We start from the raw sequence: 15,310 nt of genomic DNA, 5'->3' as shown, positions 1-15,310 counted from the left end.
AGTGCTCTGACCCCGAATTTTGGCAATAAAGTGCTCTGACCCCGAATTCACTGACCCCGAATTCATTCGCGGCGCTTTTGCATGTGGCGGGCGATGCCGCGCAGGATGTTGACTTCTTCGGTTTCGAGCTGGGTGCGGGCGAACAGGCGTTTCAGGCGCGGCATCAGTTTTTTGGGGTTGTCGGCATTCAGGAAGCCGATGGCGACCAGGGCTTCTTCGAGGTGGGCGTACATGCCTTCGATCTGGGCCATGCTGGCCGCTTCGCCCTGGAAGCCGACGCCGGCCTGGGTGCGGCTCGCTTGTGATGCGTCCCCTTCCGCGGCGAGGCGGCATTCGTAGGCCAGCACCTGGGCCGCCTGCGACAGGTTGAGCGAGGAGTAGGCCGGATTCGCCGGGATGTTGATCAGCACGTTGCAGCCGGCGACGATGTCGTTTGGCAGGCCGACGCGCTCGTTGCCGAGGATGAGCGCCGGGCGCAGGTCGGCGCTCAAGGCCACGTGCGCGGAAAATTCGCGCGGCGTCCACACCGGCGGCGAAAATTCACGCAGGCGGGCCGATACGGCGGCGGCGAAATTGCAGCCTTCCAGCGCCTCGGCGACGCTGCCGACGATGCGCGCCCCTTCCAGCACGTCGATCGCGCCGCTGGCGAAGGCGACCGCTTCCGGATCGGTCAGCGGCTGCTCGCAGCGCGGCGCCACCAGCACCAGTTCGGAAAAGCCCATGGTCTTCATGGCGCGCGCAACCGAGCCGACATTGCCCGCGCGGCTGGTTTCCACTAGCACAAAGCGTAGCCGTTTGAAAAGAGAGATGTCAGTTTCGGTCGGGTTCATTGTAAAATAGCGCCATCGCGCGGTGACGAGCGGTTGAAATGCGGCCAGGATCGAGGATCCGGCGGCGATTTTAACGGTTTCGGCACCGCTTTGCTCTTTGTCATTCTCATCGCTATTTGATCGTTCACGGCGCGCAGGTATTCCACTGCGGCGGTGGGCGTCAGCATTCTTCAGGAAGCTCTTATGCACCCAATGCTCAATACGGCCATCAAGGCCGCCCGCCGCGCCGCCACGGTCATCAACCGCGCCTCGTTCGATCTCGACCGTATCACCATCAGCGAAAAAAACCACAACGATTTCGTCACCGATATCGACCAGGCATCGGAGCAGGCGATCGTCGAGACCCTGCTGAAGGCCTACCCCGACCACGCCATCCTGGGCGAAGAGTCCGGCCCGACCGCCAACCTGAACGACGATAGCGAATACGTCTGGATCATCGATCCGATCGACGGCACCACCAACTTCATGCACGGCTACCCGAACTACTGCATCTCGATCGCGCTGCAGCAGCGCGGCGTGATCACCCAGGCCGTGGTCTACGATCCGGTCCGCAACGACCTGTTCACCGCCACCAAGGGCGCCGGCGCCTACCTGAACGAAAAGCGCATCCGCGTCCGCAATCCCGACCGCATCAACAAGGCCCTGATCGGCTCCGGCCATGGCGCCGACCCGCGCGCGCTGGCCGAATACCTGCGCATGTACGAAGTGGTGGCGGCGCGCTGCCACGGCGTGCGCTCGAGCGGCTCGGCCGCGCTGGAACTGGCCAACGTGGCCGCCGGCCGCGTCGACGGTTACTACGAAAAGGGCCTGAAGATCTGGGACATTGCCGCAGGTTCCCTGCTGGTGACCGAAGCGGGCGGCATCGTCGGCGAATTCAGCGGCGAATCCGAGTACCTGAACAAGGGTGACATCATCGCCGCCGGCCCGAAGGTCTTCGCCGGCATGGTCCAGGTCCTGAAGCCGTTTGCCTGATTGATCGAGGGGCGGGAACCGTCGCCCCCGACGATATTGGCCCGTTCAGCGGGCTTGATCGCTTTCGCGTAAAATACCCGTCTGCTTCCGGCGCTCTGCACCGTCGTTGCACTGCGCCGCGTCTCCCTGCCTCATCAGCCCGACGGCTGCGCTAAAATTTCCCCAGCGAAACATTTTGAATTATAATCGCGTGGTCCTTAACCTTTGTGTTGATGACTGCGACACGGCGTACCGGCACCAGTACCGGCCGCCCTGCCTTGTGTAATCCGATCGGCCTGACTGGCGCCTTCGAAGCGAAAGCGACGCGCCGATCCCTACAGAAAATCTATGTCATTCAATACTCTCGGTCTGACCGACGCCCTCGTCCGTGCCGTAACTGAAGCCGGCTATACCTCGCCGACCCCGATCCAGGCACAGGCCATCCCGGCTGTGCTCGGCGGCGGCGACCTGCTGGCCGGCGCCCAGACCGGCACCGGCAAGACCGCCGGCTTCACGCTGCCCGTGCTGCACCGCCTGTCGACCGACAAGGCCGGCATGGCGCTGACCAACAAATCCTCGAAGCGCGCGATCCGCGCCCTGGTGCTGGCCCCGACCCGCGAACTCGCGGCCCAGGTCGAGGAAAACATCCGCACCTACGCCAAGTACACCAACCTGAATTCGGCCGTGATCTTCGGCGGCGTCGGCATCCACCCGCAGATCAAGCTGCTGGCCAACGGCGTTGACATCCTGGTCGCCACCCCGGGCCGCCTGCTCGACCACGTCGGCCAGGGCACCATCAAGCTCGACAAGATCGAGATCCTGGTGCTGGACGAAGCCGACCGCATGCTGGACATGGGCTTCATCCACGACATCAAGAAGGTGCTGGCGGTGCTGCCGCCGAAGCGCCAGAACCTGCTGTTCTCGGCCACTTTCTCGGACGAGATCAAGGCCCTGGCCGACAAGCTGCTGAACAACCCGGCACTGATCGAAGTGGCGCGCCGCAATTCGACCGTCGAAGTCATCGAGCAGATGATCCACCCGGTCGACCGCGACAAGAAGCACCCGATGCTGGCCCACCTGATCAAGACCAACAACTGGAAACAGGTGCTGGTGTTCACCCGCACCAAGCACGGCGCCAATAAACTGGTCGAGCAGCTCGGCAAGGACGGCATCGGCGCGATGGCGATCCACGGCAACAAGAGCCAGTCGGCGCGCACCAAGGCGCTGGCCGAGTTCAAGGACGGCAGCCTGACCGCCCTGATCGCCACCGACATCGCGGCGCGCGGCATCGACATCGACCAGCTGCCGCACGTGGTCAACTACGACCTGCCGAACGTGCCGGAAGACTATGTGCACCGTATCGGCCGCACCGGCCGCGCCGGCGCCACCGGCGAAGCCGTGTCCCTGGTCTGCGTCGACGAGCACCAGATGCTCAAGGATATCGAGAAGCTGATCAAGCAGACCCTGCCGCGCGCGGTGATCCCGGGCTTCGAGCCGGACCCGAACGCCAAGGCCCAGCCGATCCAGCTGCGCAGCGGCGCGCCGGGCCATGGCAACCGCGGCGGCCGTCCGGGCGGCGGTCGTCCTGGCGGTGGCGGACAGCCGCGCGCCGCCGGCGCGGGCGCAGGCAGAAGCGCTGCCCCGAACGGCCAGCGCAGCAGCGCCCCGGCAGGCGGCGCAGCGCGCAACGGCGGCGGCCAGCCGGGCAACCGTAACGGCGCCAACGCCGGCGGCCGTGGCAACGGTGGCGGCAACGGTGGCGGCGGTCGTGGCGGCCAGGGCCGCGGCCCGCGTCCGGCAGGCGCACGCAGCGGCGGCGACCGCTGATCGCCGATCGCTGATTCCAACGTGCACTGAATAGAGCCGCGCTACCTGCAAACGGGTAGCGCGGCTTTTTTGTCGCCTTTTTAGATACTTGATTACTCAAGTACTTGCAAAGTGTCGAAAAAGAGGGATATACTTGATTAATCAAGTACTCTTCAATTATCAGGAGATCCTCATGGACGACACCCTCACCACCGAATTCTGCCTGCGCATGGGACGCGCCTGGGCCACGCTCTCGCGCCGCCTGGACAGCGCCTTGGGTGGACACCACGGCATCAGCTTTGCCGACTACCAGTTGCTGCTGCACCTGCAGCGCGCCCCCGGCGGCCGCCTGCGCCGGGTCGACCTGGCCGAGAAACTGGGCCTGACCGCCTCCGGCGTCACCCGCTCGCTGCTGCCGCTGGAAAAGATCGGCCTGGTCGACCGCCAGAGCGATCCGCGCGACGCCCGCGTCGGCTACGCCATCATCACCGCCACCGGCAGCGAGCTGGTCACGAACGCGACCACCGTGGTCGACAACATCAGCCGCGCCATGCTGGGCGCCCCCTCGCGGGCCCAGCTGGAAGCGACCTCGAGCCTGCTGGCCCAGCTGGCGGGCACCGGACAATAAACGACATCCTGAAGAGACATGAATAACAAGAACTTGCTTCGCGATCCGAATTTCGCCTGGCTGATGAGCGGCGGCGTGATCTCCGCCCTCGGCGACCAGTTCACCATGATCGCCCTGCCCTGGCTGGTCCTGCAGCTGACCCGCGATCCGCTGGCGCTCGGCGCCATGGTCGCCCTGCTGGGCGTGCCGCGCGCGGTGCTGATCCTGTTCGGCGGCGCCCTGGTCGACCGCCATTCGCCCAAGCGGGTACTGATGCTGACCAAGCACGTGAACACGGTCCTGCTGGGTCTGCTGGCGGCCCTGGTGCTGAGCGGCCGCGCGACGCTGCCGCTGGTGACTGTGCTGGCCATCGTCCTCAGCCTGGCCTCGGCTTTCAGCATTCCGGCCGGCACCTCGATGCTGCCGCACGCCGTGAAGCCCCAGCAATTGCCAGGAGCGAATGCGATGATGATGGCGGTGCGCCAGGTAACCATGCTGGCCGGGCCGCTGCTGGCGGGTCTGCTGTTCGCGCTGGCCGGCGACGGCAGCAGCGGCATGCAGGAAGGCCACGCACTGGGCCTGGGCCTGGCCTTCGCCTTCGACGCCTTCAGCTTCGCGCTGTCCGCCTGGACCCTGGCCAAGGTCAGGCCGCTCCTGCCCGATCCGGCCGCGCGCACGAATCAAGCCGCGCCGGCGCCATCGGTGCTGCGTTCGGTCGGCGCCGCCCTGGCCGCGCTGTGGCGCGACCTCACCCTGCGCACCGCCTTCCTGTACTGGGGGCTGTGCGCTTGCGTGACCGGCGGCGTGATGCAGGTGGCGATGCCGCTGCTGGCCAGCGAACGCCTGCACGGCGCCGCCGCCCTCGGCCTGCTGATGGGTGCGCATGGCGCCGGATCGCTGGCCGGCATGGCCCTGTCCGGCATCCTGAAGGGCCGCCGGCTCGGCAATCTCGGCCTGACCCTGCTGCTGGTGGACGGCCTGGCCGGCGTCCTGCTGATGCCGCTGGGCCTCGTGACAAGTAGCTGGCAGGGCATGCTGCTCCTCGGCGGCATCGGCGTACTGGGCGGCTATATCCAGGTGGCCGTGTTCACCTGGATCCAGCAGCGAGTCGCGCCCAACATGCTGGGCCGCATGATGAGCATCTTCATGTTCGTCTTCATGGGCCTGGCCCCGTTGACGGCGGCCCTGGCCGGCTGGATGGCCAGCGTGCTCAGCCTGGCGACCCTGTTCACCGGCGCCGGTTTGGGCCTGAGCGTGGCGGCGCTGGCGGCCTGGCTGTTCACGCCGATGGCAAGACTGGCCGACATCACCCCGGAGAAATCCGACGCGGCTACGCCCACGCCGACACGCTGACAAGCCGGCGTCCGACAGGCAATCGCGCCGTGGCCTCCCCACGGCGCGTTGCTATTTCGGCTACACTATGGCATGCCAAAATTTGCTGCCAACCTGAGCCTGATGTTCAACGAACTCGGCTTTCTCGAGCGCTTCGCCGCGGCCCGTGCGGCCGGTTTCGACGCGGTCGAGTTCCTGTTTCCCTATGCCTTCGAGCCGGAACAGATCGCCGGCCGCCTGCAGCGCTACGGCCTGCAGCTGGTGCTGCACAACTTCCCGCCCGGCGACTGGGCCGCGGGCGAACGCGGCTTCGCCTGCGATCCGCGCCGCATCGCCGAATTCCAGGACAGCGTCGAGCTGGCCATCGATTACGCGACCGAACTCGGGGTGCCGCGCCTGCACTGCCTGGCCGGCAAGCTGCCGCCCAAGGTCGAGCCCGAGCGCGCCCATGCCACCTTCGTCAGTAACCTGCGCTTCGCCGCCGAGGCCTGCGCCCGGCACGGCATCGAGGTCCTGGTCGAGCCGATCAACGACCGCGACATCCCCGGCTATTTCCTGACGCGCAGCAACCAGGCCGCGGAGATCATCGCCGAATGCGGCCTGGACAACCTGTTCCTGCAATACGACTTCTATCACATGCAGCGCATGGAAGGCGACCTGGCGCATACCCTGCGCGAGCGCCTGCCCATCATCCGCCACGTCCAGCTGGCCGACGTGCCGGGCCGCCACGAGCCCGGCACCGGCGAAATCAATTTCCCCTTCCTGCTGAAGCTGTTGGACGAGCTCGGCTATGACGGCTGGGTCGGCTGCGAATACATCCCGCAAGGCAACACCATCGAAGGCCTGGCCTGGCTTTCACAGGTTGACTTGATACGAGGCAAGGTAGCCAGCAGGCAACTTTGAAAGAATGGGCTTTTCGGGCTCGGCCTTTTGCCGCCTAGAAAGGACCCATGAACATCAAACTGTTTTGGCGCCCTTGGCTGCTTGTTCTCGTCGCCAGCCTGCTGCTGGGCGGCTGCGCCAGCACCGGCGGACCGGTCAGCCTCGCGGAAGTGCGGGAATTCGCCGACGCCTCGGCCCGCCTGGGCGGCTATGCCGAGCTGTCGAAGCGCTACCGCGACACCTACGAACGCGAGCAGCCCTATCTGTCGCCCGCCGCCGACCGCATCGCCAGGGAAAACGACGCGCGCCGCAAGGCCGTCTACGACGACTTCATCGCCATCCAGAAGAGCCTGGTGCTCTACATGCAGACCCTCAGCCTGCTGGCCGGCGAAGCCCGCTACGACCTGTCGACCCAGCTCGACGATCTGGGCAACGGCCTGAAGGCGAACAGCGAATCCGGCCTGCAGCAGCGCCACATCGTCGCCTATACCGGCCTGACGCGGCTGCTGACCCGGGTGATCGCCTCCGGCTACCAGAACCGCAGCGTCGAGACCATGGTGCGCGACGGCGACGCCGACGTGCAGGTGCTGCTGGAAGCGATGATCAACCTGACCCGCCTGTACGCCAAGACCAACGAGAACGAGAAGAAAACCATCCTCGGCATCTTCGACGTCGAGATCCCCTTCTCGACCAGGAACTCGGACCGCATGCTGGTGACCCTGGCCAAGGTCCATTACCTGAACAAGTCGACCGAGTACAAGCTGATCGACAAACGCTACGACCTGGCGCTGCAGGGACTCACCAAGGTCGCGCTCGCGCACCAGAAGCTGCGCGAACACCTGCACGACCTGCGCGCCGACGAGACGCGCAAGATGATCGCCGCCTATGGCCGCGACCTGCGCGCGCTGCGCGACGCCATCTCCGAATAACCTCGAGGAAACCACATGGCTAACGACAAACCCGCGAACCTGCCGGCGGCGCCCGGCAAGCCGGAAGCGCAGACCCCGGCCCAGGCGCTCTCCACCGCGAAGCAGGTCGAGGAACTGGCCGACCGCCTGTCCGCCTGCGCCGACAGCATCCACGAACGGGTCATGCGCGACATCCGGCGCAGCCAGGAGCAGCACCATGGCGAGGTGCCGGAAGCGGAGCAATCGGTGGCGCGCGCCCTGCTGGACGCCGAGATCGAGCTGCGCCAGCGCGCCAACCGCCTGTATGCCGACGCCGCGGCCTGCATCGTCGCGCCCCTCGGCCAGTCGCAAGCCCACCTGGTGGCGCTCACCGCGGACGCCGCCGACAAGATCAAGAAGATCACCCGCATCGGCGACGGCATCACCCTGGTCGCCCGCCTGCTGGGGCTGGCCGCCGCGGCCGCCACCGGCCAGGTCGTGCCCATCCTGGCCGCCGTGGACCAGCTCAAGACCCAGCTGGATGTGGTGGCCGTGCACGAGGCACCGCCGGCTTAAACACGTCAACGGCAGCAGCGTCCAACAAAGCCCCCAGGGCGGCGTTGCACCGTCTCGCCGTACTAGAGTACTGTCTTCGACGGTGCGCCTTGCCCTGAGGGCTTTGTTGAACGCTGTAAGTTTGCGCTACACTGGTCCTCCGCGAGTCGGCTTTTTCGGGGGACCTTCCAATGAGCGTCAATCCTATTGTCCAGCCCCAGGCGCTGGATCCGGAACAGTTGCCCCTCCTGAAAGCCATGCTGGAACAGCGCCTGCGCGCGCTGGAAAGCATGGAAGCGGCGCCCGCTGTCGAGGGCGAGCTGCCGGTCTCTGAAGTGGAATCTTCCCCGCTCGACCGCGCCACCGTGCGCCTGCTGAACGACCTCAGCCGCGAGGCCGCCGGCCATCACGCGGCCGAACTGCAGGTGCTGCGCCATGCGCTGGCCAGGTTCGAGGACGGCAGCTATGGGCTGTGCGAAGTCTGCGGCCAGCCCATAGGCGCCTCGCGATTATTGGCCCGACCCGAAGCGCGCCTGTGCATCGCCTGCCAGACGCGCTCGGAGCGCAACCCGCGCGCTTAATACATGTGCTGCCCGCCATTGATGGCCAGGTTCGCCCCGGTCATGAAGGCGGCCTCTTCCGACACGAGATAGGCGACCAGCCCCGCCACCTCGTCCGGCTCGCCCAGGCGGCCCATCGGGATCTGCGGCAGGATGCGCTCGTTCATGACGTCGGCCGGGACCGCCTCGGCCATCTTGGTGCGCAGGTAGCCGGGCGAGACCGTGTTCACGGTGACGCCATGGCGCGCCATTTCCAGCGCCAGCGCCTTGGTGAAGCCGTGCATGCCGGCCTTGGCGGCGGCGTAGTTGGCCTGGCCGAAGGCGCCCTGCTGGCCGTTGACGGAGGAGATGTTCACTACCCGGCCCCAGCGCCGCGCCATCATCGGCTCTATCGCCTGCTTGCTCAGGTTGAAGACGCTGTCGAGGTCGGCCCGCAGCACGGCCTGCCAGTCATCCAGGCTCATCTTGCGCAGGCTGCGGTCGCGGGTGATGCCGGCATTGTTGACGAGCACGTCCAGCCGTCCCATCTCGGCCAGCAGCTTCTGCATCATCCATTCGCAATCGCCATAGTCGGTGACGTCGACCTTGTAGGCCTTGAAGCGGTAACCGTCGTCGCGCTGGGCCGCCAGCCAGGCTTCCGGCGTGGGATTGGACGGCGAATGAGTCGCCGCCACCCGGAAGCCCTCGTCGTGCAGGCGCCGGCAGATCGCCGTGCCCAGTCCACCCATTCCGCCCGTTACCAAGGCTACTTTCGTCGCCGCTTTATCATCGTGCATGGCTGTCGTCCTGTCGTCGGTAAGGCCGCGAATACGCGGCGGGAAATACCGAGTCTAGGATTGCCATCAGGCTGAGCTTTGATGCAGCTCAAACGAAAAATCTTGCCTAGCGGATGATGTCCGGTGCGCTGCCCGGGTCGAAGTCGGCCCAGTCGCCGTCGACAATATTGCCGCGCGCACGCTCGATCTGGGTGGCGCCCAGGCCGCGCAGCACGTCGACCGCCTGGCTTTCGAGGCCGGTGTCGTCGAAAGCCACCGCGACCAGCATGCCGGCGTGGCGGTTTTCAATCGGCGCACGGCCGCCCTCTTCCTTCTCGCCGGCTTCCTTCATCTTGGAGAAGCTGAACAGCGAGCCCACGTGGGCGCCGACCAGGCCGCCGACGATGGGGCCCAGCGGCCCGGTCACCGGCGCCGTCGCCGCGCCCGCCACCGCGCCGACCGCGGCGCCGGCGCTCGCGCCCTTGGCCAGGCCTTCCGGCGTTTCCCTGGCGCCCGGCGACTGGATATGATCGCCGCCGATCGGGGTCTGGTCGTGCTGGCCCGGCTGGCTGAGATAGAAGCCGCTGATGCGTTCGCTCGAGAAGCCGGCGTCGAGGAGCGCGCGGCGGGCCCGCTCGACCTCCTCCTGCAACTGGAAGTGCCCTGCAATGATCATGGACATGTGTAATCCTCCTGGATTCTTCAGTACTGCAGAGCATGCGCGCGTAGCGGCCTGCTCTCTGTACGCAAACGCACGCTGTCGAGCGCCCAACAATACCCCATGGCGGCGTTGCATCGTCTCGCCGTACTATCGTACTGTCTTCGACAATGCGCCTTGCCCTGGGGCATTGTTGAACGCTCGATTATTGCCACTGCCCGTAGACCAGCCCGTGCGGCTCCGTTTCCTGCCATTGCGGCTGCGGGAACCAGTCGCGCGGGTCGACGCGGAAATAGCGTTCGAATTCGGCGTAGAGCTCGGGATGGCGCGCCGCCAGCGCGTGCGGCTGCTCGAAGAAACTCTCGGTGGCGACCGCGAAGAATTCGGCCGGGCTGCTGGCGCCGTAGGGGTCGAGCACGTCGCGGTAGCCCCACCAGGTATCCCGCTGTAATTGTGCGAAATCGCGCGCCAGGGTTTCCGACCAGCGTTGATAACGCTCGGCGCTGCCGAGGATGGGCGCGCCATTGGTGCTGCCCGATTCGCTGTCCAGCTGGTGCGCGAACTCGTGCAGCACCACGTTCTGCGCGCCTTCCGGGTCGTGGCCGGCGCGGCGCACATGGTCCCAGGACAGGATCACGCGGCCGTCGCCCCAGGATTCGCCCAGCAGATCCTGGCGCGTCTCGGTGACCACGCCGCCGGCGTCCACCTGCTTGCGCGGCACCAGGAAGGCGCCCGGATACACCAGCACCGCATGCAGGCCGGGATAGACCCCGGTCCTGCGATTCAGCAGCAGCAGGCAGGCCTGGGCCGCGATCGTCACCCGCATCTCCTCGGTCAGCTCCAGCCCGGCGCAGCCGACGAAGGTCTTCTCGTGCAGGAAGCGCTTGACCAGGCCCTGCAGCTGCTCGCGCATGGCCGCCGGCATGCCCCGGTATTGCACGACGTTGCGCTCGATGATGCCCAGCTGGGCGCTGCTCAGCGGACGGGCCAGCGCCTGGCGCAGGCGCCAGCGCGGCATGCCCCAGGCCAGCAGCAGCCCGCTTGCGATGGCGGCACAGACGAGGGCGGCGCCGGTGTCCATCACGCAGTCGCCGCGCTGTCGGCTGCGCCGCCGCCGGCCGGGGGCGCAAAGTGCGCCTCGACCGCCTCCGCGCCGCCAATCCGGGTGCCGCCGATGAAGACTTGCGGCCAGGTCATTTCGCCAGACACGGCGCGAAGCACGCTGGTATTGATCTTCTGGTCCTGGGAAATATCCGTGTAGGTGATTCCCTTCGCCTTCAGCACGGCCTTGGCGCGCGCGCAGTAGGGGCAGCCGGGCTTGGAGAACATGACCACCGGCTCGCGCGGCCTGGCCTCCGGATTGATGTGGCGGAGCATGGTGTCGGCATCCGACACTTCGAGGGGGTCGCCTTCCTTGTCCGGCTCGATGAAGATCTTGTCGACGATGCCGTCCTTCACCAGCATCGAATAGCGCCAGGAGCGCTTGCCGAAGCCGAGCTCGCGCTTGTCCACCAGCAGGCCCATGCCTTCGCTGAAGTCGCCGTTGCCGTCCGGGATCATGGTGATGTTGTCCGCTTCCTGGCTGCGCTGCCATTCGTTGACGACGAAAGGATCGTTGACGGTGATGCAGACGATGTCGTCGACCCCATTTTCGCGCAGAACCGGCGCCAGTTCGTTATAGCGTGGCAGATGGGCACTCGAACAGGTGGGCGTATAGGCGCCCGGCAGGGCGAACACGACCACGGTCTTGCCCTTGAACAGCTCGTCGCTCGTGATGTCGCGCCACTCGTCGCCCGGGCGGGCCTTGAAAGTTACTTGGGGTACGGGCTTTCCTTCCAGCGATTCGGCACTCGGTAACATGGGTTCTCCTGTGTTGGCAGCGCGGCGGTTTGCCGCTTCCCGCCGCATATGGGAACCCTTATCGGTTTTTCAATTGCAAAAAAAAACCACCGCCCGTGGGCGGTGGCGTGCATCGTGCCGTTTCCTCGCATGGCAGCCGTCAAGGCCGCGTACGGGTCAGGGCAGATTCGGTGCTGGGCCGGATCGGACTGCCTTATTTGGCAACCTGGCTCGGGGCCGGGCCAAACAGGGCTGCGACCAGCGGATCGCGGGTGACCGGGCTGCGGTTCACGCGGATCGCGTAGTGGGTGTCGTCGGCCAGAATGTGGAAGTGGCGGCCGGTGCCGGCCATGCTCTGCTCGCGCAGGCCCGGGCGCTCCTTGCGCGGGGCGGCGCCTTCGCGCTTCGGCTGGCAGATCGCGGCCAGGAAGGCCTTGACGCGCTCCGGATCCGGGGAGATGCGGTAGACCGCCTTGCCCAGGTAGGTGGCGGTGCCCTCGATGTAGCGGGCCAGTTCGATCACGCCGGCTTCACGCAGGTCGCGGATGTATTTGCGGGCGCCCGACGGCGAGAATTTCAGGAACCAGGCGATCTCGTCGGCAAGCATTTCATGCGTTTGCAGCTCGCCAATCAGCTTCTGCATGTTTTCGATACGGCGCTGGGTGGCCGAGGTCGACCGCACGCGCTCGATCGGCGCCAGCGAAATCGGGGCGCGCTCGGTCGGCTGGGGCGGGACACGTTCGATCAGTGCAGAGTTGCTGGACGTGTGCACTGCGCTGGTGTCGCCTTGCACCGCATTGTGGTGAGTCGCTGCATGCATGTTGGTTTACTCCATGTTATGAGACTGTGTTCGGTATGGCCCGGACCGGCGTTTATCTGTATGACCCTGAGACAACTTGCCGGTTCCGCTTAACTGGATACAAGATTGCCTGCATCAGACCCGGGCTTCTGTGCGCCAGCCAACATTGCCGAAAATTTCTCAAAGTTATTTTTCCAATGCCGTATTGACGCGGCACAGGCGCATAATTGCGTAAAACGGGGAAAACCGACGGTTTTTATGGCATGCCCGGCAAGGGCTGCCTGTAGAAACGCTGACATTCCGGAACCAGGTGAAGGGATGTGACTTGCCGATCCTGCAATTATTACAAATAGAAACAATTCATTTCGGAAATGCTTCCGCCCGTTCAATCTTCCGTCGGGGAAATAAATGGCCGACAAAGAGCGACGATCGGGCATCTTAAACCGAATTTAATGGCTGAGCAGGGCAAAAAGGGAACTGCCGCGTTGCGTAATTGTCACAAACACGGGTGGCTAGGTGCGGTACCGCACGGACCCTTGGACACACGGGCTTGTATTCTTGACCACAACATCACTGCTAGGCACGCGATGTCAGTACTTTTACAACCTATGGGAGTTACCTGTGAATAATATGAAGAAGATCGCTCTTGCTGCTGCCCTGCTCTGCTCGGCTGGTTCGACGCTGGCTCAAGAAGTCATCAACCCGTCGTGGTACATCGCACCGACCGTCGTCGGCATCAAGCCGGACCACGATTTCGGCGTCGGCGACAAGGACTGGGGCGGCGGGTTGAAATTCGGTAAGCCGGTGCACCCGCTGTGGGACATCCAGATCGGCGCCACCGAAGCGCGTGCCGACAACAATCTCACCAAGTACCGCCAGACCGTGGTCGGCGTCGACGCACTGCTGATGCTGTCGCGTAAGCAGATCCGTCCGTTCCTGCTGGTCGGTGTGGGTGGCGAGCGTGACCGCGCAACCCGTCCGGGCTTCAAGGCTTCCGGCTGGTCGCCTTACTACACCGCCGGCCTGGGTGTGCAGGCCAGCCTGAACGACCGCTGGTCGGTGCAGCTGGACGGCCGCGCCATGAAGAGCAACCTGAACGACGACGACAAGTTCGGCTTCTCGAAGGCCCTGACCAAGTACGTCAGCTTCAGCCTGATCTACGCCTTCAACCCGCCGCCGGCGCCGCCGGCACCGGCTCCGGTGGTCGAGCCGACCCCGGTCGCGCAGGCACCGGCCCCGGCGCCGGAACCGGCACCGGCCCCGCCGCCGCCGGCCCGCTTCGAGAAGGTGACCCTGGACGCCAGCAAGACCTTCGAATTCGACAAGGCTACCGTGATCCTGCCGGCGCCGAAGCTGGATGAGATCGCCGCTGCCCTGCAAGCCGACACCTCGATCACCAATGTCGACATCACCGGCTATACCGATCGCCTGGGTTCGACCAAGTACAACCAGAAGCTGTCCGAGCGCCGCGCCAACGCCGTGAAGGACTATCTGGTCGGCAAGGGCATCGATGCCAACCGCCTGCGTGCCAGCGGCAAAGGCGAAGCAGACCCGGTTGTCACCGACTGCAACCAGAAGAAGAAGTCGGAGCTGATCGAGTGCCTGGCGCCGAACCGCCGCGTCGAGGTCGAGCAGATCACCATCGAACGCCGCGTGCAGTAACAGGCATCATGGGAGTCTCCACGCTCCCTTGCTGACCGCAATCAACGCGCCTTCGGGCGCGTTCCTGTTTTGGAGGAAGCGATATGGATCTAAAAAAATGGCTGCCGCCCCCCCGCAAGCTCATGCACGTGATGCGCTGCTCGGTGACGGAATGGATGGAACACCGCGCTGCGAGCAAGGGCGCGGCCCTCGCCTATTACTCGCTGTTCTCGCTTGCCCCCATCCTGGTGCTGGTGATTGCCGTCGCCGGCTTTTTCTACGGTACCGAAGCGGCCCAGGGGCAGCTGATGGGCCAGCTGCGCCACCTGGTCGGCCCGAAGGGCGCCGAGACCATACAGGCGATCGTGGCCGGCGCCCGCAACAAGGACAGCGGCCTGTTCGCGACCATCGTTGCCGGCGTCCTGCTGATTGTCGGCGCGACCAGCGCCTTCTCCGAACTGAAGGACAGCCTGGACGAGATCTGGGACGTGCCGCCGCCGAAGGACGCCGGCTGGTGGGACACGGTGCGCACCCGGCTGCTGTCGTTCGGCCTGATTTTGACTTTGGCCCTGCTACTGATGACCTCGCTCGTGATATCGGCCGGCCTCAACGTGGTCGAAGACTTCATCGGCGGCATGTGGCATGACGCCACCATCGTCCTGGGCTGGGTCGCCTCGCTCTTCAGCTTCCTGGTGATCGCCGTCATGTTCGGCGCCATCTACAAGCTGCTGCCGCGCATCAAGCTGTCCTGGCACGACGTCACCATCGGCGCGCTCGGCACCGCCCTCATGTGGACGCTGGGGAAGTTCGCGATCGGCCTGTACATCGGCAACAGCGGCACCACCGACAGCTTCGGCGCGGCCGGCTCACTGATCGCGCTGCTGCTGTGGGTGTATTACTCGGCGCAGATCTTCTTCCTCGGCGCCGAATTCGCGCGCCAGTACGCGATCCAGATGGGCAGCTTGCGCAAGGACGCCAAGGAGAATGAGGTGTCGCCGCTGGGCGATTTGCCGGATGGCCGTCCGGAGCGGCGCATGCGCGAGCGCAGGACTTCGGGGTCGCGGGACCGGCGTACGGCCGGGGCGCCGGATCGGCGGCTGGGCGTGGCTGTGGGCCAGAACGCCTGATTGGCATTCCGGGCATTGCCCTGCATGCCCCCCGCGAAGGCGGGGGTCACTCGCCCAACAACTCCGCCACCACCTCCATCC

At 65.6% G+C, this 15,310-nt stretch carries 17 protein-coding genes; 10 read left to right on the top strand and 7 right to left on the bottom strand.

Translation table 11 applies throughout. The features are described 5' to 3' along the window. Positions 1 to 62: 62 nt before the first annotated feature. Both LQV39_RS15810 and LQV39_RS15805 read right to left on the bottom strand, forming a co-directional pair. On the bottom strand, positions 63 to 830 hold the full coding sequence (locus tag LQV39_RS15810) for an RNA methyltransferase (protein ID WP_230027091.1): 768 nt from the start codon (positions 828 to 830) through the stop codon (positions 63 to 65). Beyond that, the gene (locus LQV39_RS15805) at positions 827 to 997 is read right to left on the bottom strand and encodes a hypothetical protein (protein WP_230027090.1); all 171 of its coding nucleotides are present in this window, start codon (positions 995 to 997) and stop codon (positions 827 to 829) included. The genes LQV39_RS15810 and LQV39_RS15805 overlap by 4 nt, the downstream gene beginning before the upstream one ends. A gap of 25 nt (positions 998 to 1,022) precedes the next feature. Here LQV39_RS15805 and LQV39_RS15800 point away from each other — a divergent pair, with 25 nt between their 5' ends. The 8 genes from LQV39_RS15800 (at position 1,023) to LQV39_RS15765 (ending at position 8,431) form a co-directional block, all read left to right on the top strand. Further along, entirely contained in the window at positions 1,023 to 1,802 is a 780-nt protein-coding gene (locus LQV39_RS15800; protein WP_230027278.1) for an inositol monophosphatase family protein, read from the top strand. 327 nt (positions 1,803 to 2,129) lie between these two features. Continuing rightward, complete coding sequence (locus LQV39_RS15795; protein WP_230027089.1) at positions 2,130 to 3,608, top strand: DEAD/DEAH box helicase; 1,479 nt, start codon at positions 2,130 to 2,132, stop codon at positions 3,606 to 3,608. A 172-nt stretch (positions 3,609 to 3,780) separates the two neighbouring features. Beyond that, on the top strand, positions 3,781 to 4,215 hold the full coding sequence (locus tag LQV39_RS15790) for a MarR family winged helix-turn-helix transcriptional regulator (protein ID WP_230027088.1): 435 nt from the start codon (positions 3,781 to 3,783) through the stop codon (positions 4,213 to 4,215). Positions 4,216 to 4,233: 18 nt separating this feature from the next. Then, positions 4,234 to 5,547, top strand: coding sequence for an MFS transporter (locus tag LQV39_RS15785; RefSeq protein WP_230027087.1), 1,314 nt, complete (start codon positions 4,234 to 4,236; stop codon positions 5,545 to 5,547). A 72-nt stretch (positions 5,548 to 5,619) separates the two neighbouring features. After that, a complete protein-coding gene (gene otnI, locus LQV39_RS15780) occupies positions 5,620 to 6,429 on the top strand; it encodes a hydroxypyruvate isomerase (RefSeq protein ID WP_230027086.1) in 810 nt (269 codons plus the stop codon). Positions 6,430 to 6,476: 47 nt separating this feature from the next. After that, complete coding sequence (locus tag LQV39_RS15775) at positions 6,477 to 7,337, top strand: hypothetical protein (protein WP_230027085.1); 861 nt, start codon at positions 6,477 to 6,479, stop codon at positions 7,335 to 7,337. 15 nt (positions 7,338 to 7,352) lie between these two features. Further along, the gene (locus LQV39_RS15770) at positions 7,353 to 7,871 is read left to right on the top strand and encodes a hypothetical protein (RefSeq protein ID WP_230027084.1); all 519 of its coding nucleotides are present in this window, start codon (positions 7,353 to 7,355) and stop codon (positions 7,869 to 7,871) included. 170 nt (positions 7,872 to 8,041) lie between these two features. Beyond that, entirely contained in the window at positions 8,042 to 8,431 is a 390-nt protein-coding gene (locus LQV39_RS15765) for a TraR/DksA C4-type zinc finger protein (RefSeq protein ID WP_230027083.1), read from the top strand. Here LQV39_RS15765 and phbB read toward each other — a convergent pair. The 5 genes from phbB to LQV39_RS15740 all read right to left on the bottom strand — a co-directional run bounded on the left by phbB (position 8,428) and on the right by LQV39_RS15740 (position 12,482). Then, complete coding sequence (gene phbB, locus LQV39_RS15760; protein ID WP_230027082.1) at positions 8,428 to 9,186, bottom strand: acetoacetyl-CoA reductase; 759 nt, start codon at positions 9,184 to 9,186, stop codon at positions 8,428 to 8,430. The two genes, LQV39_RS15765 and phbB, sit on opposite strands and share 4 nt — an antisense overlap. Before the next feature lie 106 nt (positions 9,187 to 9,292). Next, positions 9,293 to 9,847 carry a hypothetical protein gene (locus LQV39_RS15755; protein ID WP_230027081.1) on the bottom strand — a complete coding sequence of 185 codons (555 nt, stop codon included), beginning with the start codon at positions 9,845 to 9,847 and terminating at the stop codon, positions 9,293 to 9,295. A 181-nt stretch (positions 9,848 to 10,028) separates the two neighbouring features. Further along, on the bottom strand, positions 10,029 to 10,904 hold the full coding sequence (locus tag LQV39_RS15750) for a zinc-dependent peptidase (RefSeq protein WP_230027080.1): 876 nt from the start codon (positions 10,902 to 10,904) through the stop codon (positions 10,029 to 10,031). Next, positions 10,904 to 11,683, bottom strand: coding sequence for a glutathione peroxidase (locus LQV39_RS15745; RefSeq protein WP_230027079.1), 780 nt, complete (start codon positions 11,681 to 11,683; stop codon positions 10,904 to 10,906). Before LQV39_RS15745 ends, LQV39_RS15750 begins: the two co-directional genes overlap by 1 nt. Before the next feature lie 193 nt (positions 11,684 to 11,876). Continuing rightward, positions 11,877 to 12,482, bottom strand: coding sequence for a winged helix-turn-helix domain-containing protein (locus tag LQV39_RS15740; RefSeq protein WP_230027078.1), 606 nt, complete (start codon positions 12,480 to 12,482; stop codon positions 11,877 to 11,879). A 609-nt stretch (positions 12,483 to 13,091) separates the two neighbouring features. On the opposite strand from LQV39_RS15740, the gene LQV39_RS15735 reads away from it, so the two are divergent. After that, positions 13,092 to 14,123: an OmpA family protein gene (locus LQV39_RS15735; RefSeq protein ID WP_307727855.1), complete on the top strand. Its 1,032-nt coding sequence runs from the start codon at positions 13,092 to 13,094 to the stop codon at positions 14,121 to 14,123. An 83-nt stretch (positions 14,124 to 14,206) separates the two neighbouring features. Next, the gene (locus tag LQV39_RS15730) at positions 14,207 to 15,229 is read left to right on the top strand and encodes a YihY/virulence factor BrkB family protein (RefSeq protein ID WP_230027076.1); all 1,023 of its coding nucleotides are present in this window, start codon (positions 14,207 to 14,209) and stop codon (positions 15,227 to 15,229) included. Positions 15,230 to 15,310: the final 81 nt, after the last annotated feature.

The organism is Massilia sp. Bi118 (assembly GCF_918697865.1).
Lineage (GTDB): Bacteria > Pseudomonadota > Gammaproteobacteria > Burkholderiales > Burkholderiaceae_D > Telluria.
This window is presented reverse-complemented; position numbering and strand designations above follow the sequence as displayed.